A 20,086-nucleotide genomic window follows, 5' to 3' on the forward strand; every position below is an offset into this window, starting at 1 on the left:
CACAAGGAAACATATAATAATCAATGCACATGAATATGAACCACCTGGACCTGTCGCTGATGGAGCATGAAATAAAACTGGTGTTCGATTCATTATTCAATGAATCGACGGAAATTGATGCTAGTGGAACCCTTGATGGTGAATTTTTGGAGATGTTCAACCAAAAAAACTATGACGAAATTCCGGAAGTAATAGGAAATCTGGCGGCGTTCCCATTTTTTTCTCTCGTTCCAGAAGAGGTTGGGAAATGCTATCTCGGAGGATATTTGATCTATTTTGTACAAATGATTAAGAAATCCAGGGATGATTTTTCCGCCACCGGCAGTCCGATGGTTTGCGGTGTGGAATATGAAAACTTGTTCGATTTCCTGAGCCGAAAATCGGTGGTTGCCTGGGTTGGTTCCAACAAATCGATGTCTTATATCATTCGGAAATTTTTGGATGTGGTGTCCAACACCGTTGCCTTGCAGCATCGGGAGGAAGACCTGATTCAAATCGCCCATATAAGAGACTCCATCATCGCGGATGTCTGATTCATAGAGGGCATCACGGATGTCGTCAGACTTCATATGGCGGCATCCCGAGCCTTCGAAAAACACCGTGCTGCGCCCAGGTGTCGCACGGGATTCCTTTCCAAGCTTGTCACATCCATGTGGTGTGGCAGGCTTGGTTTGTTTTGGGGAAGAAATCAAAATTCGGCACTGTAGCAGTGGCGCTCGTCTCATCGAGAGCTGGTGGACACTGCGGCGGCAATTCCGGGGACCCCTACGGCGGCTGGGACCGCCACGGGCGGACCCGGGAGATGCGCTGGATGAGGGGTTCCACGCAGATCGACCGCCACGCCTACACCTACGACCGCGCGGGCCAGCGGCTGACGCAGGCGAACAGCCCGGGCGGTACGAACGAGGGCCAGGTTTTCGTTTACGACGGGCTGCGCCAGCTCAAGAACCGCATCAGGGGCGGCACCGTCCGCATGGAGGAGTTTTCGTATGACCCCATTGGGAACTGGACGGGCTACGACGTGTGGGAGGACGGCGTGCAGACGCTCGACCAGAGCCGGACGCACAATGCCTCGAACATGCTGACACAGATCGATGGATCCAGCGCGCTGCTGGCCCACGACGCGGCCGGGAACCTGACCCAGTGTCCGCCGGATGAGAGCGGAAGCTGGAGCGATTCCCACCAGTTGAAATGGGACGCGTGGAACCGCCTCGCGGAAGTGAGGAACGGCAGCGGGGGGCTCGTCGGCGCCTATGAATACGACGGCCTCATGCGCCGGACGAAGGCGGTCACGCCGGATCTGGTCACGGACACCTACTACGGCGAGGAATGGCGTCCGGTGGAGGAGCATCTCAACGACGGTTCCATCACGACGACGCACAGCTACGACTGGGGCCTGCGCTACCGGGACGATCTGGTGCGCCGCGTGCGCAAGGAGGGAAGCGGAACTCCCGTGGTCCACTACGCGCTCCACGATTACTACAATGTGACGGCGATCACCAGCTCGACGGGCACGGTGCTGGAACGCTACCGCTACAGCGCCTTCGGCGAGGTGGGCTTCCTGACGGCGTCGTATGCGGCGAAGTCCGAGAGCGACCATCATTGGAACATGCTGCACAAGGCGCAGGCGCGTGATGCCGAGACGGGGTGGTATAATTATGGATTCCGATATTATTCGCCACTGTTGGGGAGGTTCATCAACCGGGATCCGATCGAGGAGGATGGAGGCATCAACCTGTACGCGTTCGTTGAAAACAACGGTGTGAACGGGACCGACTTCCTCGGGTTGCAGCCAGCGATCAGCCAACGGGAGGCGGTGAAGCGGCTGGGGCTGACGACACCGCCGAAGACACCGGCGCAGGCACCGGCACCGGCACAGACACCGCCGCAGAACAACGGGAAAGACACGGATGCGGTGGGGGTTGAGGGGGCGCAGAAGGCCTCCGAACTGACCAGAAAAGATCCCGAAAAAAGGGAGTACTGCGGTTCCATCTGCTGCGAAAACGGTAAGAAGACCCGCACCGACCCCAAACCAGGCACACCGAGCGGATGCGACGCCACGGTCGTTTCTCCATGTGTCTCACCGGCTACGATGGTAGGTCAGTATCATTCCCATCCGGGAAATACCGATTTCAGCGAGAAGGATTATGTTTCAACCGATGCGGGGGGCTCCAACTACCTGGGAAGACCTGACGGGGTGCGCCGGCTTGACAAGGCTTTCGAGGGCGGAGCCACGGTCCCGAAAGCCTATACGAGGGGTAATGACGGAAATTTCCACGGTCCTTATATCCCCCCCAATCTCAAGGGCAGATAATATAAAGCATCCGTGAGCCGATGATGTTTTCGTATTCTTTTGAATAAAGCAAAATCCATGAAAAACAGTATGAAAATATTATCGGTGCCGATGCTCGCCATCGGATTCATCCATTCCAATCTGGCGGCGGGGGAAGTCTCCGTCGCCAGTTATCTGGACAAGTCCGTTTCGTGCGAAATTTCGGAAAAATCGCTGACCGGGGCCGTCCATGCCCTCATGCAAAAAGTGAGTGCCGATGATCCTGCCGCGAGGAATATCAAATTTGAGTTCGTGAACAGCAGCCAGTTTGACGAGCGCAAACAGTTCGAATTGAAGTTTGACGACGTCAAGCTGTCAAAAGTCCTGTATCAAATCGGGATGGTCTACAAGCATGCCGTGAATTATGACTTCCGAAGGAATACGGTCGTATTCACCGCGGCGGGGAACGGCAGCGATGACGAAAGGGATTATAAAATCACCAGGTCGGTTTCTGACAAACTGGGCCTGGACTGGAGCTCGGAGGCGGAGCTCGAAAAGTCTCTGGACAAGTTCGGTGTGGGCGCGACGCTTGTGAAAACCAATTTGTCCGAGCGGACGTTCACCGCCAGCGGGCTGCCTGCTTCGTTGGATCATATCGACATGTTGATTTATGTTTTCTCGCAGAAAGTCACGGAATAGGGTGGTCTGGTCGGGGTGTTCCAGCGCATGCTGATGTCCCGATCCGATTTCCCTGTATTTACTTCCAAGCTTGTCACGCCCATGTGGTGTGGCAGGCTTGGTTTGTTTTGGGGAAGAAATCAAAAGCCGGGGCTGTCATAAGGGCACTCGTTTCAAAAAGGGCTGCGGGTGGTTCCGGCGGCAATTCCAGAGACCCCTACGGCGGCTGGGATCGCCACGGGAGGACCCGGGAGATGCGCTGGATGAGGGGTTCCACGCAGATCGACCGCCATGCCTACACCTACGACCGCCATGCCTACACCTACGACCGCGCGGGCCAGCGGCTGACGCAGGCGAACAGCCCGGGCGGCACGAACGAGGGACAGTTAATATAAAAGATCCGTGAGCCGATGATGTTTCCGTATTCTTTTGAATAAATCAAAAATCCATGAAAAAAAGTATGAAAATATTATCGATGCCGATGCTCGCCATCGGATTCATCCATTCCAATCTGGCGGCGGCGGAGGAGATTTCCGTAGCGGGTTACCTGGATAAGAGGATTTCGGTGGAGTTTTCCGAGAAGTCGCTGACGAGGGCCGTGCATGCGGTCATGGATAAGATGCGCGCGGACGATCTGGATGTGCTGAGATTGAATTTCGAGTTCAAGAACTCAAGCAAGTTTGACGAGCACCGTGAGATCACGATGAAGCTGGAGAACATGAGGTTTTCGGAGGTTCTCTATCATGTGGGAACGGCCTTCAAGCATGGGGTGAATTATGATTTCAGGAGGAATACCATCATTTTCACCGCCGCCGGAGGAGGGGAGGATGATGTGAGGAGATATCGGATCACGGAGGCGGTGTCCGCGAGGCTGGGTTTGAACTGGGCCTCGGAAGCGGAACTGGAGAAGTCGTTGGACAAATACGGGGTGAAGGCGGCGCTTGTGAAGACCAATCCGGCGGAGCGGACGTTCACGGCCAGCGGGATGCCTGATTCGTTGGATCATATCGACATGTTGATTTATGTTTTTTCAAGGATGCCGGAATAGACGGGTTTGGTCGGGAGGAGGAGGGCGGCCGGGAGGCATCGGCCTGGAGGCATCAGCACATGGTGAGGTTTTTTTCCGGCGCGCCACGGATGCCGTCCCTGCAGGACTCATGAAAAGGTCATGGCATGTCCCGGGGTTGCGATTCGCTCACCCCGGGCTGTCTCATTCCGCACCTTGGTGCTGGAGGGGTGGATGGTTCCGGGTCTTTTGTGCTGGAGGATGCCGGATGAGTGCGGCATTCAGGTCTTGTCAGGGGAATCGGATGGAGGCAGGTTGTTATGGTTGGCGGAGGGCTTGGAGACCGCTGTGCCTGTGTTGGCTGCCGTGTGGCGGCGGGGCATGAGGGGCCGGGCCCGGCTGCCATTTCGTGTGATGAAACAGGGTGTGAAGAAGCTGGTTGCGATCTGGGCCGTGCTGATGGCGGTGAGGATCGCGTGTGTCTGGCTGACGGATCATGATTTTTTCTGGGATGCCGGACCGGAGGTGGATCTCGCGAGATGGAGGGCGGGCGCGGGGTTGTTCATGAGGTTGATCGATCTGGCGAACCTGTTCCTTTCTTATCGGGTCATCGCCTGGCAGCCGCGGGAGAAGCCGGTGTTCATCCTGGGGATGGTGATGGGGGTGATTTCGTATTCTCCGTATCTGCCGAAGGCGCTGGATTCGATGCTGGACAACCTGCGGATTGTTTTGGGTTTGTGATTCCAGGGGGAGGTGGAGCGTGAGGGATGTCGTCCTTACAGGACTTGTGGTATCGCGCGGGGGGCACCCGGGGCGGCGCTTTGCTTGCCCCGGGCTATCTCATTCCGCACCTTTGGTGCTGGAGGAGTGAACGGTTCCGGATTTATCGGAGGATGGAGGATGGAGGATGGAGGAGGAGGATGGAGGATGGAGGATGGAGGATGCACGGATGCATGGATGCATGGATGCATGGATGCATGGATGCATGGATGCATGGATGCATGGATGCATGGATGATGAGGATCTGATAGGTCCGGATCCGGTGGATTTTTGGAGTGATGCGGAGGTGACGTGCTTTTGAAGTTACGGGGCCGGGTGGAGACGGAACACCGTTTGTTCCGCCGATGGACAGGATGTCCACGGCATGTGGCGTTCAGGATGAACGCGCTCTTTTCGGTGGCTGTCGGCGCGGTGCGACCGAGGGGTCGGGAGCGGAAAGTGGGGCTACCGGGGGCTGGAGCGGGTTAGAGTTCTTCGGCGAGTTCGAGGATGATGCCTTCGGGGCCGCGGATGCAGCAGAGTTTGTAGATGTCGCGGTAGTTGACGATTTCGCCGAGGAGTTCGGCGCCTTTTTGACGGAGGTGGGCGACGGTGCCTTCGAGGTCTCCGACGGTGAAGGCGAGGTGGCGGAGGCCGGGGACGTTCATGGGATGCGGCGGGGTGGCTTCGCCGGGAGAGGCGGGGTGGTGGAATTGGACGAGCTCGATGTTGGCGTTTCCATCGGGGGTTTTCAGCATGGCGATGGAGCTGCGGGCGTTGTCGAGGCCGATGACGCGGTCCACCCATGGGCCGCTGACGTCGTCCTCGCCGATGACTTCCATGCCGAGGGCGAGGAGGAAGTCTCTCATGGCGGGCAGGTCGCGGACGGTGATGCCGATGTGGTCGATGCGGTGGAGTTTCATGGTTTTGATCGATGAGGGGGGGAAGAGTTGATGGTTGAGAGTTGATGGTTGATGGAAAGAGAAGAGGAAGACCGGGAGGAAGAGGTGCCGGTTGATGGTTGAGAGTTGAGAGTTGATGGAAAGAGAAGAGGAAGACCGGGAGGAGGAGGTTGGGGTGATCGGTGGAAGAGGAGATTTACCGCGAAGGTCGCGGAGGGACGCAAAGGAAGAAGAGCTGGGGATTATCCGGGAATGTTGGGAAGGTGCCAGCGAGATATAGGGGGAGGGAAAGGAGAAGGCCGCCCGGTTTCCCGGACGGCCTTGATGTCATAACAAGAGAACTTGCGGGACGGGTGGACTCAGAAGTGGAAGGTGAGGCCGCCTTCGAAGAGGACGTCGTCGTCGAGGGAGACGCCGCTGAAGCTTGGATCGTCGAAGTAGATCCAGCGGGCGCCGCCGAAGATTTCGACGTTGTCGTTCACGTGGTAGGCGAGGCCGGCGAAGACCTGGGCGGTGAATACCCAGTCGTCCGCTTCGGCGGTGGCACCGAAGCCGCTGACTTCGGCATCGACGTAGCTGGCACCGAGACCGCCGCCGACGTAGGCGCTGAGGCCGCCGGAGATGAGGTGCTCGAAGCGGGCGTTGAGGGTGATGGGGACGAGGTCGATCTCGTTGTCACCGCCGGGAGGGGTGACGGCGTCGAGGGCGTCGTGGTTTTCGGTCCAGCCGCCTTCGGCGAAGAGGGAGACGCTCCAGCCGCTGAAGACCCATGGGGAGTTCGCGCCGATCCGGAGGGTGTACATGTCTTCTTCGTAGTCGAGGAGGTATCCGGCGGATCCACCGATGAACCACTGCCATGAGTCGTTGGTGACGGTTGGTGGCGGGGGTTCGTTGATGACTTGCGTGGTCCCGGCAAGGGCTGGCATTGCGAGGAGAAGCGACAACAGGATCGTGTTTTTCATCTGAGTGTTTGGTAGTTGCGTGTTGGGAGGTGGATCGCCAGGGGCGTGCACCGTTCCTTGGGGGCCTCTGCTAGCAAGTGGGATTCCATTTCCGGCGAATGCGGGGAAATCCCGATGGCGCAAGGGGATTCGGGGGGCGGGGAGGCGGGATGGGGGAGCGGTAGGGGGTGCGTTTTGCGCGATGGCGTTGCAATTTTGATGATCGGAGACAAGAGACCAGAGACAAGAGACCAGAGACCAGAGACCAGAGACCAGAGACCAGAGACCAGAGATCAGAGACCTGAGACCTGAGACCTGAGACCTGAGACCTGAGACCTGAGACCTGAGACCTGAGACCTGAGACCTGAGACCTGAGACCTGAGACCTGAGACCTGAGACCTGAGACCTGAGACCTGAGACCTGAGACCTGAGATCCACATCTACGATCTACGATCTACGATCTACGATCTAGAGTTCCTCGATTTCGAAGAGGCTGCGGACGGTGGGGAAGGATTCCTTGCCCATGGAGACGCGCAGTTGGTGGGTCTGGTGGACGAGTTGGGCGAGGGTGGTGGCTTTCATTTTCCGCATGATGCCGGAGCGGTGGGTGCTGACGGTGGCGCGGGGGATGCCGAGTTCCCGGCAGATGCGCTCGTAGCTGATGCCGTCCACCATGCGGAGGAAGATCTCCCGCTCGGTCGCGGTGAGGTTGAGGAGGTTTTCCAGGCGATCCTTGTATTTTTGCCTGGAGTCCCAGAGGGCTTGTTCCTTGGCGAGGGCGGTGGTGACTGCCTGCAGGAGGCTGCTGATGTCGGCGGGCTTGGTGAGGAAGTCGTGGGCTCCGCCCTTGAGGACCTTGACGCTGGTGGGGATGTCTCCGTGGCCGGTGAGGAAGATGAGGGGAAGGATCGCGTGGCGGCGGTTCAGTTCCTGTTGGAGGTCGGGTCCGCTGATGCCCGTGGGGAAGCGGATGTCGAGAACGAGGCAGCCGCGCGGGGGGGCGGTGTGGCTGTCGAGGAAGTCGGTTGCGGTGGGGTGTTGGCGGGTCTGGAATCCCGCTGCTTCGAGCTGGTGGCAGGTGGCGGTGCGGAAGGATTGGTCGGCATCGGCGAGATGGACGACCTGCTCCGCGCGCTCGGTGGGTGTGAGCATGGTTTTCGGTTGGTCAGCGGATCAAGGGGGGCTGACGCGTTTTGATGATGTGGTCACATCAAGGGTTCCGGGGGGGAGGGATGGGTGCTTGTTGGTTTTCGGGTTGGTGGTGCTGTTTTTTTCGGATCACGGTGCGCGGTCCGACGGGGAAAGATGGGTTATTTTGGGGTGGGTTTGCAATGGATATTAGGTGAATGTTTGGGTTGGTGCATTTTGCAACGCGAGGGGATGATCGATGATCGATGAGGGGAAGAGTTGATGGTTGAGAGTTGATGGAAAGAGAGGAGGAAGACCGCGAGGAGAGGTGTCGGGTGGGCGGTGGGTTGTGGAAGAGAAGATTTTACCGCAAAGGCGCGAAGGGAAGGATCGATGAGAGATGAGGGTGAGCGATGATCGATGAGTGACAGAGGGGGAAATCGAAACGCGGAGGACGCGGAGTGCGGGGAGGAAGACGCGGAGGATAAAGTGGCGGTGTGGTGTGGTGTGGTGTGGTGTGGTGTGGTGTGGTGTGGTGTGGTGTGGTGTGGTGTGGTGTGGTGTGGTGTGGTGGGTTTGGGATCTTGAGCACCAAAGGGCGTGATGGGATAGCAAGGGTGGGCGTTCCGGGATGATGGTTTTTGCGGCGGCGGGGGTCTTGAGGGGACGTGGTCGAGGCGGGATCGACGCGGCAGGGATGTCGTCCCTTCAGGACTCCTGGCAAGGGGCATGGTAGGCCCCAGGGTTGCGCTGCGCTTACCCTGGGCTTTCCCATTCCGCACCTTTGGTGCTGGGGAATCCGTTGTTTTGCCTGAGGAGGGGGGCGCTGGTGCTGGGGAATCCGTTGTTTTGCCTGAGGAGGGGGGGCGCGCTGGTGCTGGAGAATCCGTTGTTTTATCCGAGGAGAGGAAGCGCGTGGGTGGTGGAGAAATCCGGTGTTTTGTCCGAGGAGGGGGGCGCGTGGGTGGTTTTCGGAGCGTGCGGGATGATCGCACGGAACAGGTCAACGGGCTCCAGTCCGCGAAAAGGGCGGTGTCGGGTGGCGCGGCGGAAGTGCCGCGCTCGTTGGCGGGCAGACCTTTCCGCCGCCCCTGCCGGGGCGGATATCTCCGCGCGATACTGATCCGGTGGCTTGCGCCGACCGGCTAAGGTCCGCCTGTCCCTCCGGGACGGAAGATGAGCGGAGCCGCGCTGGGGAAGGTGCGGTGAACCATGGTTGGGAGGGTGCGTTGAACCTTGGTTGGGAAGATGCGGTAACCTTGGTTGGGAAGATGAATGGAACCGTGCTTGGCCGCGGGGCGATGGTCGATGCGGTCGCTGTTCCTTGGGGGGGGCGGAGAGGGCGCGGGGTCAGGCTCTTGTGGCGAAGAGGTGGTTGTTGCGCCATTCCATGGGGGTTTCTCCGGTTTCGCGTTTGAAGAAGTTGCAGAATTCGGATTCGGCGTGGAAGGCGCACCGCTTGCCGACGACGGAGATGGGGATGTTGCTGTTGAGGAGGTATTTCCTGGCTTTTTTGATGCGCGAGTTGCGGATGGCCTTGCCGGGGGAGATGTTGAAGGCTTTTTCGAATTCCTTGTAGAAGCCGGCCCTGGAGATGCGGGCGTGTTCGATGAGGTGTTCGACGGTGAGGCCGTCGTCGGGGTATTCCTCGAGCAGTCTCCAGGCGCGCTGCATGCCGCGGTTGATCTGGTGGTAGCCTCCGGTGGAGAATCTTTCGATGATGTCTCCGGTGGTGAGGGGCAGGTAGCGGGTGGTGGCGGTGAGTTCCTCGGTGCCGGTGAACTGGTGGTGGAGGCGTTTCGCGGCTTCGTAGCCGAGGTTGTAGCCGGGGAGGCGCAGGGTGGTGATGCCGGGTGTGCTGTGGACGGCGCAGGGATGGTCGCCGAAGCCGACGATGGCGATTTCGTTGGGGACGTGGATGCCGAGTTCGTCGGCCTTGCGCCAGACGAGGGCGGCCATTTCGTCGTGGACGCACCAGAGGGAGGCGGGTTTGGGGAGGTCGCGGAGGAATTCCTCGAGTTCTTCCTCGCCTTCTCCGCAGAGCATGTGCTCGGGGAAGCGGCCGGGGTCCCTGGAGACGTTGGTGAAGACCCTGATGTCGAAGTTGCCGGAGATACTATGAACGCCGTTGGCGGGAAGGAGGGTGCCGGGCCAGTCGGCGGCGTGCCGGGATGTGGTGACGCAGCCGATGGTGCGGCGTTCGAGGCTTTTCAGGTAGCCGCCGGCGATTTCATGGGTGTTTCCGGCGGAGACGCAGGGGACGGCGCCGGAGTGGGCGTCGTTGCAGTTGACGACGGGGATGGAAGCCGACCACATGTCAGGCAGCCAGCGGTCTCCGGGGGCGGCCCAGGTGACGAAGCCGTGGATTTTCGAGAGGAGGGCGGGAGAGGGGGGCTCGCCGCTTTTGAGCGGGAGGAAGAAGGCCATGAGTCCGGAGTTTTCCAGACAGTAGTTGATGACTCCGTCCATGATGTCCCTGCGGCTCTTGAGGTATTCCTCGCGCAGGAGGACTCCGATGCGGAGCGGGGATGACATGTTGAACCTGACTGATGAAATGGACATGGAAAAAGACCGGTGGAGGGTGGATACAGGGATCCGTGTCGCGCGGGTTCCGGGGATGGGAACGCGGGCGGCGGATCAGGCGGGGTCGACGGGGAGGCCGAGGTCGTGGGCCTGGTGGACGAGTTCCGCGATGGAGCCGGCGGCCATTTTTTCCATGAGGCTGGCGCGGTGGGCGCGGATGGTCCTCTCGGTGGAGCCGAGCCGGCCGCCGATCTGTTTGTTGGTCATTCCGGAGACGACGCAGGAGAAGACCTTGCGCTCGCTGGGGGTGAGTTTCTGCCAGCGGTGTTTGAGGTCCATGCCCTTGCGGGTGAGGTTCCATGTCTGGGCCTCGCGCGCCATGGCCTTGGTGATGGTGGCGAGGAGGACTTCGGCGGTGGTCTGCCGGGTGAGGAAGTCGGCGGCGCCGCGCTTGATGGCGAGGACGCTGTTGGGGATGGTGCCGTGGTCGGTGAGGAAGATGACGGGGAGGTGGTCGTTCCTCCGGATGAGTTCCGCCTGGATCTCAAGTCCTCCGAGTCCGCGTGTGGTGTGGACGTCGAGCACGAAGCAGCCGCGCAGGACGGAGCGCTGGGCTTCCAGCATCTCGGTGGCGGAGGAGTAGGGCCGGAGGACGAGCCCGGCGTCCCGGAGCTGCCGGCTCACGAGGGTGGGAAGGGTCCCGTCTTCATGAATGTAATGAACAAGCTGTTCCGGCTGTGCGTTCAAATGCATTAAGGAGAGGGAGCGGTTTGTTTCGGGAGAATCATTTCGTCTTGGCCGGCGTGGTTGGTTTTCCCTAACCGCCGGGCGGGTGATAAACAGCCGAGATTGGAATCGTCTAGCAGGATATGTGTCTGTTGTCATCATTGATGGTTGGTTGTCCATCGCGTTTGTAAGGCGGGGGATTTCACTGGTGTCGGTAACAATACCGACAAGGGGTGGGGATTCTCCGACCGGTGTAGGGGATTCCCCTATCAGGTCCGGTTAGGGAGGTTTTCGCGTGGGTGGCGATGGGGGTGTGGGGAGGCGGGGGTGTGCGGCGGGGACCTCTCGTTTCCGGGATCCCCGCCGCCGTGTGCCCCTCTGCCTTCCCCGTTCCGCATGATGACGCTGCCATGTCATCTTGTGTGCGGAAAGGTTGCCATGAGGGGTGTGGAGGCATGTCAAGGGCTGCCATCCACACGGTGTTCAGTCATATGCTCCGGCGGACCGGAACGCGGGATCGTGAGGACGCTTATCGCTGGCGCTTACGAAAGAGCAATATGATGCCGAAGAGGCCCATGAGAGGGATGATGTCGGGCTCGGGGATGGCGGTGATGTTGAGGCCGGAGACGGTGTAGAGGTTGGCGTTCGGTTGGCCGACGAGGCTGCCGAGGAGGTCGGTATCAAGCAGGGCGGAGGCGGAGAGGCGCAGTTTGGGATCCACCACGGAGGTTCCGGTGGTGAAGCGGAAACGGGCGGTGCCGTTGGAGGCGGTGAGGTCGGTGAGGCCGAGGACCTGTGCGGGGACGTTGCCCACCGAGTCGTTCACGCTGACGGAGAAGCGGTTGAGGACGGCGGGCGAGAGGTTGCCCAACAGCGAGGTTGTCTGGGCGAGGTTGAAGGTGAAGTCGTAGGTGGTGGAGGGGGCTAGGTTGAGCCCGACGTCTCCGAGGTCGATGGTGGCGGACCATTGCGGGGTGAGCCCGGCGTTGACGATGGGGCCGAGGATGTTGTTGCCGAGGACGCCCACGAGGCCGCTGGTGCTCCTGTTGGTGCCGAACTGGATGGAGCTGGGCCCGATGATGGTGTTGGAGAAGAGCTTGAGGGTGCCGGCGAGGATGAGGCCGACGCTGGCGCTGCCTCCGGCGGTGGCGGTGTAGGCTCCGGAGACGGTGTTGGTGTTGTGGGTGAGGTTGACGCCCACGTTCGCGAGGCCGGCGAGGCTGAGGTTGACGTCAGCGTTCGCGGGGACGGCGGCGTCCGGGCTGGTGGCGGTGACGTTGGAGACGGGCAGCAGTACGGTCGCGGCCTGGAGCTGGACTGGGAGAGCCAGCAGCAATGCGACAAGTATGTTCTTTTTCATAGGGTTGGTGTTCTTTTTTTTGGGGTTTTTCGGGGCCTGCGGAGGCTCCCTGGGTTTTGGGGTTATGTAGCGATCACATGTGTAGTTGGGGTTGTGGAATTCATCTATTGGCACTTGGGGCAAAATGTATGCACCAAACGACAATGTTCGGGTGAACATTTGTTTTGGAGGGGGAAGTCGCTGGTTTTCAGAGGTGGGGGGTGATCGATCTATGAAAGATGAGTGTGAGCGATGATCGACGAGTGGAAGAGCTGGTGGTTGGGAGTTGATGGAAAGAGAAGAGGATGATGGCGGGGAAGAGGTGCCGGGTGGGCGGTGGTTGGTGGAAGGGAAGATATGTCGAAAGGGCGCGGGGGGAGTTATGGGACGTGGCGGGTGGGCGTGGTGCCGCACTGCTGTGGAGCCGCCGGTGCGGGACGTGGCGCCCTGTCGGCGGTCTCCGGGGGGGGAACTACTGGGTTTGTCGTAGTTGGCGGAGTGCTGGTGGTTCCGGCGGGGATTTTTAATGGGATTTTCTTCGGGGGGCGGATGGATTATCGAGTGCCATGGTTGCCGAGGATCATGAGGAGGGTTTCCTGCTGCTCTCGACGGGGGATGGGAGGAAGCAGTGGTTGTTCAATCTGATCGAATCGATCCGGGAGTTTTATCCGGAGGCGCCGGTGCATGTGCTGACGGATGCTCCGGTGGATGTGCCGCACACGTTGATCGGGGCGGGGACGGGGCTGGATTCGCGTTTCTACAAGACGCGGCTTTATCATCATTCACCGTTCGGCAGGACGATTTTCCTGGATGATGACACGATCGTGAACGGTTGTTTCGGGATGCTGGAGGGGTTGTTGGACGGGTGGGATGTGGGGATGGCGCTGGATCCTTTCGCGACGCTGGGATTGTGGCGGGACAATGTGTTGCGGAATTGCATGGGGCATTTTCCGGGGTGGGACGCGTTTGTGGGTTATGTGGACGGGGTGAAGGAGGACAGGCCGTTTTTCAACAGCGGGGTGATGGTGTGGAGGCGGGGCGAGGTGGCGCGGCGGTTGTTCGACCGGTGGCACGGGTTGTGGCGGGACGGGGGGAGGGGGCCGGACCAGACGTGGCTGGCGAGGGCGGTCCTGGAACTGGAGGTGGAAGTGAGGGTGCTGCCGCAGGAGATGAATTTTTATCCGGTGGAGGGGCATCGGTTCGGGCACGGGAGTTATCCCCGGGCGGAGGAGGCGAAGGTGATTCATTATCTTTCGCACCATGGGAAGCGGGTGATGGAAGAGGCGGGAAGGAGGGCGCCGTTTCATCGGGCGTATTTGGAGCATGTGGCCGGGAGGGGGTAGATTGTGGATGGTGGATTGTGGATTGTGGATTGTGGATTGTGGATTGTGGATGGTGGATGGTGGATGGTGGATGGTGGATGGTGGATGGTGGATGGCCGGGTGCTGTGGCGACAGGCGGGGGCTTTGGTTTTTGAACCACGGATGGACACGGATGAACACGGATTAAGAAGACGGATGGAAGATGGATGGAAGATGGATGGAAGATGGATGGAGCAGTTCTCTACTACGGGTCATTCGGGGGTGACCTTATCGTGGGTTCTTCCCGGGGAGATATATGATGGGATTTAAAATGGGGCGGGGGGATTTTCTTGATCGGGGGGTGGGGTGACATTTTACTTCACGGACGAATGAATATTCCAAAGATCATCCATCAGTCGTGGAAAGATAGTAATGTGCCCGCGGAGGTATATCCGCACGCGTGGCAGGATTCGTGGCGGAGGCATCATCCGGGGTGGGAGCATGTCCTGTGGACGGATGAGGACAACCGCGATCTGGTGAGGACGAGGTATCCGGAGTTCCTGCGGTTTTATGACGGCATGGATGTGGGGATCAAGAGGGCGGATTTCGCGCGGTTCCTCTACATGCATTCGCATGGCGGGGTGTATGCGGATCTGGATTTCATCTGCCTGCGGGAGCTGACGCCGCTGTTGCATGGGGCGAGGCTGGTGGTGGGGCGGCTGACGGAGGACAACACGCATTACAGGATTCCGAACGCTTTCATGGCGTCGGAGCCGGGTGTGGATTTCTGGCTGAAGGTGGCGAGGGACGCGATGGCGGCTCCGGAGTGGGAGCAGGGGGTGGAGCGGCTTTCGGGGCCTTTCCGGCTGCAGTGGGCGCTGGAGAAGTACCGGCCGGAGGGTCTGAGGATCCTGGATCCGCACCTGGTTTATCCGATCGACTGGATCCATCTGACGCATTGGCATGACGGGGTGCTTTTCCGTGAGGATGAGGCGAGGATGGCGCGGGAGTTCCGGGTGATGCCGCTGGAGAGGATCGAGGCGGCGCTTCCCCAGGCGTTCGCGGTGACGACGTGGAACCATAACTGGTGATATCATGGAAACGGTGGCGAAGGATGACGGAGTGAAGGGGAGGCGGGTGGACCTGGTGGTGGCGCGCTACGGCGAGGGGCTGGAGTGGCTGGCGTGCGTGCCGGCGCATGTGAGGGTGATCGTGTATAACAAGGGGTGGGAGGTGACGGAGCGGGAGGTGCTGGAGAGGATTGATGTGCTGATCCGGCTGGAGAATGTGGGGAGGGAGTCGGAGACTTTTCTGACGCATGTGGGGTCGGGTTTGTCTCGTGATGCGGACCGGGTGGTTTTCACGCAGGGGGATCCTTTTCCGCATAGTCCGGATTTCCTTGATCTGCTGGAGCGGGAGGAGGAGTGGAGGGAGGTGCAGGCGTTGTCGGTGCGTTGGCTGGAGCAGCATGACGTTCCCCCGCGGTTGCTGGTGGATGGGGACAGGCGGGACCGGGTGGGGGGGCTGCGGGTGCGGCGCGAGGTTTTTTCGCTGCGCACGCTGGCTCCGCCGGGGTTTCACGATGCGGGTGCGGTGGGGATTTCCAGGGATTACCGCAGGTGCCACGGGCTGCCGGCGGGGACGAACATCGTGGAGCATTTCCTGCGGTTGGCGGGGTGGGATGAGCTGGCGGATGAGGCGGGCGCGGCGGATCTGGGGGTGTTTTCGTATGGGGCGGTTTTCGCGGTGGCGGGCGGGCGGCTGGCGCGGGTGCCGGGGGTGGTGCTGGAGGGGTTGCGGGTGCTTTCGTGCGGTGACCGGTCGCATGGTTATCTGTGCGAGCGGCTGTGGCTGCATTTGTTCGGCGCGGCGTTCGTGGCGGTGGATATGGAGGAGAAGGGGGGATCCGGGGTACGATGAATGCCGTGGATGCGAGGATGGTGCCGCTGAATGTGAGGAGGGGATTTTCCCCGGGGGCTCGGTATGACCTGAACCTGGCGGTGCTGACGCATTGCGCGGAGCGGAACATGAACCGCATCTCGTGCATGAAGCGGTGGGGGGTGCTGAATGTGGGGGGGCGAAGGGTGCACATCACTCTGATCGTGAATCCGGGTGATTTCGGTCATGCGGAGGAGATCGCCGCGGGATGGCGGGAGGTGGGGGAGGTGTCGGTGCTGGAGATGCCGTGCGCGGAGCCGATCCCGAAGATCAACGGGTATTACCTGTGGCTGTTGGGGGCGGATTTCACGGCGAGGTGGCACGGGCGGGTGGATGATGATTCGGTGACGGATGTGGCGGCGATGCTGGGTTATCTGGACGGTGAGTTCGGCGTGGAGCCGGTGCATGTGGCGGGCGGGCCGGTGTCGAGGCATGAGAACGAGCCGTTGTTCGTGCCGTTTTTGCTGGAGCACGGGATTTTCATCGATGACACGCGGACGGAGTATGAGAGTTCGTTCACTTCGGAGATGGGGATGCGGGTGATTTTTTCACACGGCAGGGGGCGGTGGTTGATCGAGGAGAGCGGACGGCGTTTCAGCAGGCCGGGGGATCGGGCGCTGGCGTTCGCGGCGCATGTGTCCGGGGTGCGGGTGGTGGAGAACGCGCATTCGATTTATTGGTTCGAGCTGGTGAGGCTGCCGGTTTTCGGCGGGGATGTGTATCACATGCATTATGTGCCGTGGCATGACGGGGAGGTGACGCGGCGGCTGGGGGAGTGTTATCCGGATTTTTTTTAGGCGGCCGAGTGGATAGTGGATAGTGGATAGTGGATAGTGGATAGTGGATAGTGGATAGTGGATGGGAGATGGAAGATGGAAGATGGAAGATGGAAGATGGATGATGGATGATGGATAATGGATAATGGATAATGGCCGGGTGCTGTGGCGACGGGCGGGGGCTTTGGATTTTGAACCACGGATGGACACGGATGAACACGGATTAAGAAGATGGAAGATGGTGGATGGTGGATGGTGGATGGTGGATGGTGGATGGTGGATGGTGGATGGTGGATGGAATGAATATGGAATTGGGTGATTTTTAATATAACGAGATATGAAACGTGCTTTTTTGATAACGGGGGCGGAGGGGTGTGGGGCGATGGTGGTGACGCGGGCGGTTTGCTCGGCGGGGGTGTATGGCGACTATGGCCATGTGCAGAGGCTGGATGACGCGGATTTCGAGGCGGCGCCGGATGGGATCGTGCTGAGGAGGAGTTGTCCGCATGGCGGGGTGTGGCCGGATCTGGCGGAGCTGGTGGGGCGGATGAGGGAGGCGGGGTATGTGGTGGTGCCGGTGCTGGTGATGCGGAATGTGATCATGAACATCGAGGCGCAGGTGAGGCATGGCTATGTGGAGACGCACCGGATGGCGCATGACTCGATCGTCCGGGCGAACGGCTGGGTTTTCTCGAAGCTGGCGGAGGTGGGGTTGTATCCGGAGGTGGTGTGCTTCGAGGCGTTCGTGCTGGATGGGGAGGTGAGGAGGGTGTTTTTCGAGAGGCTGGGGTTGGATGGGCCGGAGATGGAGTTTTTTGATCCGGTGTCGAGGTATCGGACGGATCAGGAGGAGTTGAGAGTTGAGAGTTGAGAGTTGAGAGTTGGATGTTGGATGTTGGATGTTGGATGTTGGATGTTGGGTCAGGCGGGTGGGGGGCTTTGGAGGGGGTGGTTGTGCCAGACGTGGCAGGTGGTGCAGTTGTCGCAGAGGAATTCGAATTGGGCGGGGGTGGTGATGAGTTTGTCGATGAATTCGGATTCTCCGCCGACACCAGTGTGGTTCCAGAGGGGGGGCTGGAGGGCGGCGAGGAGGGTGGTGTGGAAGGCGAAGCCCGCCATGTCGACGGGGTATTTGCGGGATTTCCATCCCGCGTCCCAGTATTGGATGCGGCCGTCGCTGACGATGGGGCGCTCGATGCCGGAGGGGCCGAGGTTGCCGACGGGGAGGAGGCCGATGTGGCGGACTTTCCGCAGTTCGTGGAAGAGGGCGGGGGAGTAGTGGTTGTCGTCGTCGCCGTTGTAGATGATGCCGTGGAGCTGGTTGGCGAGGATGTGCAGGAGGGCGGAGTCGCGTTGGGGGTTGCCTTTGTCGCGGGTGGGGCCGACGGCCCAGTAGGTGTGGTCGATTCCGGTTTCGAGGAGGAAGGCGGTGACTTCGGGGTCGGTGTGGGCGGCGTCTTCGACGAGGAGCCATTTCAGTGGGGCGGCGTCGCGGAGGACGGCGGCGAAGCGGCGGAGGTAGGGGATGCGCTCGGGGCGTTTCCAGGTGGGGGTGATGATGATGAGCGGGTTGTTTTCCATGGTGGGTTCAGTGGTTGGTTGTTTTTTGGAGGGAGGGCTTGAGGAGGTCTTTCCTGTCGGCGGGGGAGAGGTGGTGGCGGAGGAGGGTGACGGCCTGGGCGACGGCCATCCACATGTCGAGGTAGCTGTAGGTGGCGAGCCTGCCGAGGAAGAGGGTGTGGGGGAGGTTCCGCGCGAGGGCCTTGTAGCGGGCGTGGATTTCCATGCCGTCGCCGAAGGGCATGGGGTAGAAGGGTTCGTTGGTGTCGTCGTGGGCGAGCGGGTATTCGCGGGTGACGACGGTTTCGGCGGGGTTTTCATCGAGGAACCAGGCGTGGTCGTAGGTGCGGGTCCAGGGGAGGGTGTTGCATTGGTTGATGACGGCGTGTGGCTGGCGTGTGGCGCTGCGGGTGTGTTCGAAGCGGAGGCTGCGGTAGGGGAGGCGGCCGTGGCGGTGGCGGAAGTAGGAGTCGATCTTGCCGGTGTAGATGTGGAGGTCGGCGCGGGCGGCGGCTTCCATGGAGAGGCCTTCGGGGACGCCGAGGTGGACGGGGATGCCTTCGAGCATGCGGGTGAACATGGCGGTGAATCCATCGGCGGGCTGGCCCTGGTGGCGGTCGGTGAAGTAGCGGGTGTCGTGGTTGTCGCGGCGGAGGGGGACGCGGTTGCGGATGGCGTCGGGGAGTTCCGCGAAGGGGATGCCCCATTGTTTTTCGGAGTAGTCGCGGAAGATGAGGTCGCGGATGCCGGAGTCCGTGAGGTCGCGCCCGGCGGCGTCGGCGGAGGCGAGGGACCACGGGATGGGGATCCGGCCGAGGGCGGTGTCCGCGACGACCCTGACCTGGTAGCCGTTCCATGCGGTGAAGCGGGAGAGGAAGTTCCAGACCATGGTGTTGTTGGTGTGGAAGAGGTGGGGTCCGTAGGTGTGGACGGTGACGCCGCCGGTTTTCCCGTCATGGCAGTTGCCGGCGATGTGGGGGCGGGTTTCGTATATCTCGACGCGGTGGCCGGCACGCTTGAGGAGGACGGCCGCGACTGTGCCGGATAGGCCGGCGCCGGTGATGATGACTTTCATGCATATCAAGTGTCCATGATTGTGTCATGTGATCAATATCCATATGTATATATACGGTGGGATTTAAATCGCGGGCGGGCATTTCGCTTGTCAGGGAGGGGTGCGGGGCGTGAGATATGGGTCAAACAGCAACGAACCTATTCATATCATGTCATTCCCACGCATCATCCACCAGTCATGGAAATCCAGCGGGCTTCCCGGATTCCTGGCCCGCCGCATTTCGACCGTCCGCGAGAAGCATCCGGATTGGGAGCATCGCTTCCACACGGAGGCGGACATGGAGGAGGTGGTGGCGGAGTGCGGGGTGATGCCGGTGGAGGATTTCCGCAGGATTCCGACGGAGGCGGGGAAGGAGGATGTGTTCCGGTGCGCGGTGTTGTTCCGGGACGGAGGGGTGTATTGCGATCCGGCGCTGGAGGCGGTGAAGCCGCTGGAGGAGATGTTCGGGATGGCGGTGTGGGACGGTTTTGTCTCGGGGGGCGAGGAGCTGCTGATGACGGTGGACCACCCGGTGCATTGCGAGGTGGTGCATGGCCAGGATGTGGTGATGAACGATTTCATGGTGGCGATGCCGCGGGCGCGTTTCCTCGGGATATACCTGGGCGAGGTGGCGGCGGCGGCGCGGGAGGGCAGGCTGGGCGGGGATCCGGCGGAGTCGACGGGGCCGCTGGCGATCAGCCGGATGATCGACGAGCATGGGGGGCCGTCGGCGTGCGGGATCGCGCTGCTGCCGTCGTCGTGGGTGAGCCCGCTGCCGGACATGTCGCTGGATTTCCCGGAGAAGGATGAGTATGAGGGGATGATCGCGTCCGGGAGCTGGAGGAGGAAGATGGATCTGTATCTGGTGAAGGGGTGGGGGGAGAGTTGATGGTTGAGAGTTGATGGTTGATTGAAAGAGAAGAGGAAGAGTTGATGGTTGATGGTTGATGGTTGATGGTTGATGGTTGATGGTTGATGGTTGATGGTTGATGGTTGATTGAAAGAGAAGAGGAAGAGTTGAGAGTTGATGGGAGAGATGTGTGATTGGTGGGGGTGGTGGGAAGAGGTGGACAGGGGGATTTCCGGGTTTGGGGGACGCGTGCGGATGGGGTGGATATGCCAGGGATGCCGTCCTTTCAGGACTTCGATGTTCTTTGTAGATATTACCCGGGGCGGCGCTTCG

Annotated in this window: 20 protein-coding genes; 12 read left to right on the forward strand and 8 right to left on the reverse strand. The window is 60.5% G+C overall.

Going from position 1 to position 20,086, the window contains the following annotated elements; all coding sequences use genetic code 11:
• Window positions 1–35 precede the first annotated feature (35 nt).
• The 6 genes from JIN84_RS05780 to JIN84_RS05800 all read left to right on the forward strand — a co-directional run bounded on the left by JIN84_RS05780 (window position 36) and on the right by JIN84_RS05800 (window position 4,697).
• Window positions 36–533 (forward strand): hypothetical protein, encoded by a 498-nt coding sequence (locus tag JIN84_RS05780; RefSeq protein WP_200350081.1) that lies wholly within the window; start codon window positions 36–38, stop codon window positions 531–533.
• A gap of 278 nt (window positions 534–811) precedes the next feature.
• Window positions 812–2,314 carry an RHS repeat-associated core domain-containing protein gene (locus JIN84_RS05785; RefSeq protein ID WP_200350082.1) on the forward strand — a complete coding sequence of 501 codons (1,503 nt, stop codon included), beginning with the start codon at window positions 812–814 and terminating at the stop codon, window positions 2,312–2,314.
• Between the two features lie 69 nt (window positions 2,315–2,383).
• On the forward strand, window positions 2,384–2,971 hold the full coding sequence (locus JIN84_RS05790; protein WP_200350083.1) for a hypothetical protein: 588 nt from the start codon (window positions 2,384–2,386) through the stop codon (window positions 2,969–2,971).
• Between the two features lie 242 nt (window positions 2,972–3,213).
• Window positions 3,214–3,345, forward strand: coding sequence for a hypothetical protein (locus tag JIN84_RS23210; RefSeq protein ID WP_267908179.1), 132 nt, complete (start codon window positions 3,214–3,216; stop codon window positions 3,343–3,345).
• A 65-nt stretch (window positions 3,346–3,410) separates the two neighbouring features.
• Complete coding sequence (locus tag JIN84_RS05795) at window positions 3,411–3,998, forward strand: hypothetical protein (RefSeq protein ID WP_200350084.1); 588 nt, start codon at window positions 3,411–3,413, stop codon at window positions 3,996–3,998.
• Between the two features lie 372 nt (window positions 3,999–4,370).
• Window positions 4,371–4,697 carry a hypothetical protein gene (locus tag JIN84_RS05800; protein ID WP_200350085.1) on the forward strand — a complete coding sequence of 109 codons (327 nt, stop codon included), beginning with the start codon at window positions 4,371–4,373 and terminating at the stop codon, window positions 4,695–4,697.
• A gap of 503 nt (window positions 4,698–5,200) precedes the next feature.
• Here the strand turns inward: JIN84_RS05800 and JIN84_RS05805 are convergent.
• From JIN84_RS05805 to JIN84_RS05830, 6 genes are all read right to left on the reverse strand, one after another.
• The gene (locus JIN84_RS05805; protein WP_200350086.1) at window positions 5,201–5,638 is read right to left on the reverse strand and encodes a VOC family protein; all 438 of its coding nucleotides are present in this window, start codon (window positions 5,636–5,638) and stop codon (window positions 5,201–5,203) included.
• 338 nt (window positions 5,639–5,976) lie between these two features.
• Entirely contained in the window at window positions 5,977–6,579 is a 603-nt protein-coding gene (locus JIN84_RS05810) for an outer membrane protein (protein ID WP_200350087.1), read from the reverse strand.
• Between the two features lie 447 nt (window positions 6,580–7,026).
• A complete protein-coding gene (locus tag JIN84_RS05815; protein WP_200350088.1) occupies window positions 7,027–7,710 on the reverse strand; it encodes a response regulator transcription factor in 684 nt (227 codons plus the stop codon).
• Window positions 7,711–9,036: 1,326 nt separating this feature from the next.
• On the reverse strand, window positions 9,037–10,248 hold the full coding sequence (locus JIN84_RS05820) for a helix-turn-helix domain-containing protein (protein ID WP_200350089.1): 1,212 nt from the start codon (window positions 10,246–10,248) through the stop codon (window positions 9,037–9,039).
• A gap of 75 nt (window positions 10,249–10,323) precedes the next feature.
• Window positions 10,324–10,962 (reverse strand): response regulator transcription factor, encoded by a 639-nt coding sequence (locus tag JIN84_RS05825; RefSeq protein ID WP_200350090.1) that lies wholly within the window; start codon window positions 10,960–10,962, stop codon window positions 10,324–10,326.
• Window positions 10,963–11,464: 502 nt separating this feature from the next.
• Window positions 11,465–12,295: a hypothetical protein gene (locus tag JIN84_RS05830; protein WP_200350091.1), complete on the reverse strand. Its 831-nt coding sequence runs from the start codon at window positions 12,293–12,295 to the stop codon at window positions 11,465–11,467.
• A 545-nt stretch (window positions 12,296–12,840) separates the two neighbouring features.
• Between JIN84_RS05830 and JIN84_RS05835 the strand changes: the two genes are divergently transcribed.
• The 5 genes from JIN84_RS05835 to JIN84_RS05855 all read left to right on the forward strand — a co-directional run bounded on the left by JIN84_RS05835 (window position 12,841) and on the right by JIN84_RS05855 (window position 17,160).
• Window positions 12,841–13,617, forward strand: a complete 777-nt coding sequence (locus JIN84_RS05835) for a glycosyltransferase family protein (protein ID WP_200350092.1) — start codon at window positions 12,841–12,843, stop codon at window positions 13,615–13,617.
• Between the two features lie 347 nt (window positions 13,618–13,964).
• Window positions 13,965–14,666, forward strand: coding sequence for a glycosyltransferase family 32 protein (locus JIN84_RS05840; RefSeq protein WP_200350093.1), 702 nt, complete (start codon window positions 13,965–13,967; stop codon window positions 14,664–14,666).
• Between the two features lie 4 nt (window positions 14,667–14,670).
• On the forward strand, window positions 14,671–15,495 hold the full coding sequence (locus tag JIN84_RS05845) for a hypothetical protein (protein WP_200350094.1): 825 nt from the start codon (window positions 14,671–14,673) through the stop codon (window positions 15,493–15,495).
• Entirely contained in the window at window positions 15,492–16,310 is an 819-nt protein-coding gene (locus tag JIN84_RS05850) for a hypothetical protein (RefSeq protein WP_200350095.1), read from the forward strand. Before JIN84_RS05845 ends, JIN84_RS05850 begins: the two co-directional genes overlap by 4 nt.
• Window positions 16,311–16,626: 316 nt before the next feature.
• On the forward strand, window positions 16,627–17,160 hold the full coding sequence (locus JIN84_RS05855; RefSeq protein WP_200350096.1) for a hypothetical protein: 534 nt from the start codon (window positions 16,627–16,629) through the stop codon (window positions 17,158–17,160).
• A gap of 50 nt (window positions 17,161–17,210) precedes the next feature.
• Here JIN84_RS05855 and JIN84_RS05860 read toward each other — a convergent pair whose 3' ends face one another.
• Complete coding sequence (locus JIN84_RS05860; protein ID WP_200350097.1) at window positions 17,211–17,870, reverse strand: glycosyltransferase family protein; 660 nt, start codon at window positions 17,868–17,870, stop codon at window positions 17,211–17,213.
• A gap of 7 nt (window positions 17,871–17,877) precedes the next feature.
• On the reverse strand, window positions 17,878–18,924 hold the full coding sequence (locus JIN84_RS05865; RefSeq protein WP_200350098.1) for a UDP-galactopyranose mutase: 1,047 nt from the start codon (window positions 18,922–18,924) through the stop codon (window positions 17,878–17,880).
• A gap of 148 nt (window positions 18,925–19,072) precedes the next feature.
• Between JIN84_RS05865 and JIN84_RS05870 the strand changes: the two genes are divergently transcribed.
• Complete coding sequence (locus JIN84_RS05870; RefSeq protein WP_200350099.1) at window positions 19,073–19,792, forward strand: glycosyltransferase family 32 protein; 720 nt, start codon at window positions 19,073–19,075, stop codon at window positions 19,790–19,792.
• Window positions 19,793–20,086: the final 294 nt, after the last annotated feature.

It is taken from the genome of Luteolibacter yonseiensis, from assembly GCF_016595465.1.
Classification (GTDB): Bacteria; Verrucomicrobiota; Verrucomicrobiia; order Verrucomicrobiales; family Akkermansiaceae; genus Luteolibacter; species Luteolibacter yonseiensis.

Bases quoted from the DNA above. Each gene is read 5' to 3' on its own strand.
- JIN84_RS05780 (WP_200350081.1), top strand. From the start codon at position 36: ATGAACCACCTGGACCTGTCGCTGATGGAGCATGAAATAAAACTGGTG.
- JIN84_RS05785 (WP_200350082.1), top strand. From the start codon at position 812: ATGAGGGGTTCCACGCAGATCGACCGCCACGCCTACACCTACGACCGC.
- JIN84_RS05790 (WP_200350083.1), top strand. From the start codon at position 2,384: ATGAAAATATTATCGGTGCCGATGCTCGCCATCGGATTCATCCATTCC.
- JIN84_RS23210 (WP_267908179.1), top strand. From the start codon at position 3,214: ATGAGGGGTTCCACGCAGATCGACCGCCATGCCTACACCTACGACCGC.
- JIN84_RS05795 (WP_200350084.1), top strand. From the start codon at position 3,411: ATGAAAATATTATCGATGCCGATGCTCGCCATCGGATTCATCCATTCC.
- JIN84_RS05800 (WP_200350085.1), top strand. From the start codon at position 4,371: ATGAAACAGGGTGTGAAGAAGCTGGTTGCGATCTGGGCCGTGCTGATG.
- JIN84_RS05805 (WP_200350086.1), bottom strand. From the start codon at position 5,638: ATGAAACTCCACCGCATCGACCACATCGGCATCACCGTCCGCGACCTG.
- JIN84_RS05810 (WP_200350087.1), bottom strand. From the start codon at position 6,579: ATGAAAAACACGATCCTGTTGTCGCTTCTCCTCGCAATGCCAGCCCTT.
- JIN84_RS05815 (WP_200350088.1), bottom strand. From the start codon at position 7,710: ATGCTCACACCCACCGAGCGCGCGGAGCAGGTCGTCCATCTCGCCGAT.
- JIN84_RS05820 (WP_200350089.1), bottom strand. From the start codon at position 10,248: ATGTCCATTTCATCAGTCAGGTTCAACATGTCATCCCCGCTCCGCATC.
- JIN84_RS05825 (WP_200350090.1), bottom strand. From the start codon at position 10,962: ATGCATTTGAACGCACAGCCGGAACAGCTTGTTCATTACATTCATGAA.
- JIN84_RS05830 (WP_200350091.1), bottom strand. From the start codon at position 12,295: ATGAAAAAGAACATACTTGTCGCATTGCTGCTGGCTCTCCCAGTCCAG.
- JIN84_RS05835 (WP_200350092.1), top strand. From the start codon at position 12,841: ATGGTTGCCGAGGATCATGAGGAGGGTTTCCTGCTGCTCTCGACGGGG.
- JIN84_RS05840 (WP_200350093.1), top strand. From the start codon at position 13,965: ATGAATATTCCAAAGATCATCCATCAGTCGTGGAAAGATAGTAATGTG.
- JIN84_RS05845 (WP_200350094.1), top strand. From the start codon at position 14,671: ATGGAAACGGTGGCGAAGGATGACGGAGTGAAGGGGAGGCGGGTGGAC.
- JIN84_RS05850 (WP_200350095.1), top strand. From the start codon at position 15,492: ATGAATGCCGTGGATGCGAGGATGGTGCCGCTGAATGTGAGGAGGGGA.
- JIN84_RS05855 (WP_200350096.1), top strand. From the start codon at position 16,627: ATGAAACGTGCTTTTTTGATAACGGGGGCGGAGGGGTGTGGGGCGATG.
- JIN84_RS05860 (WP_200350097.1), bottom strand. From the start codon at position 17,870: ATGGAAAACAACCCGCTCATCATCATCACCCCCACCTGGAAACGCCCC.
- JIN84_RS05865 (WP_200350098.1), bottom strand. From the start codon at position 18,924: ATGAAAGTCATCATCACCGGCGCCGGCCTATCCGGCACAGTCGCGGCC.
- JIN84_RS05870 (WP_200350099.1), top strand. From the start codon at position 19,073: ATGTCATTCCCACGCATCATCCACCAGTCATGGAAATCCAGCGGGCTT.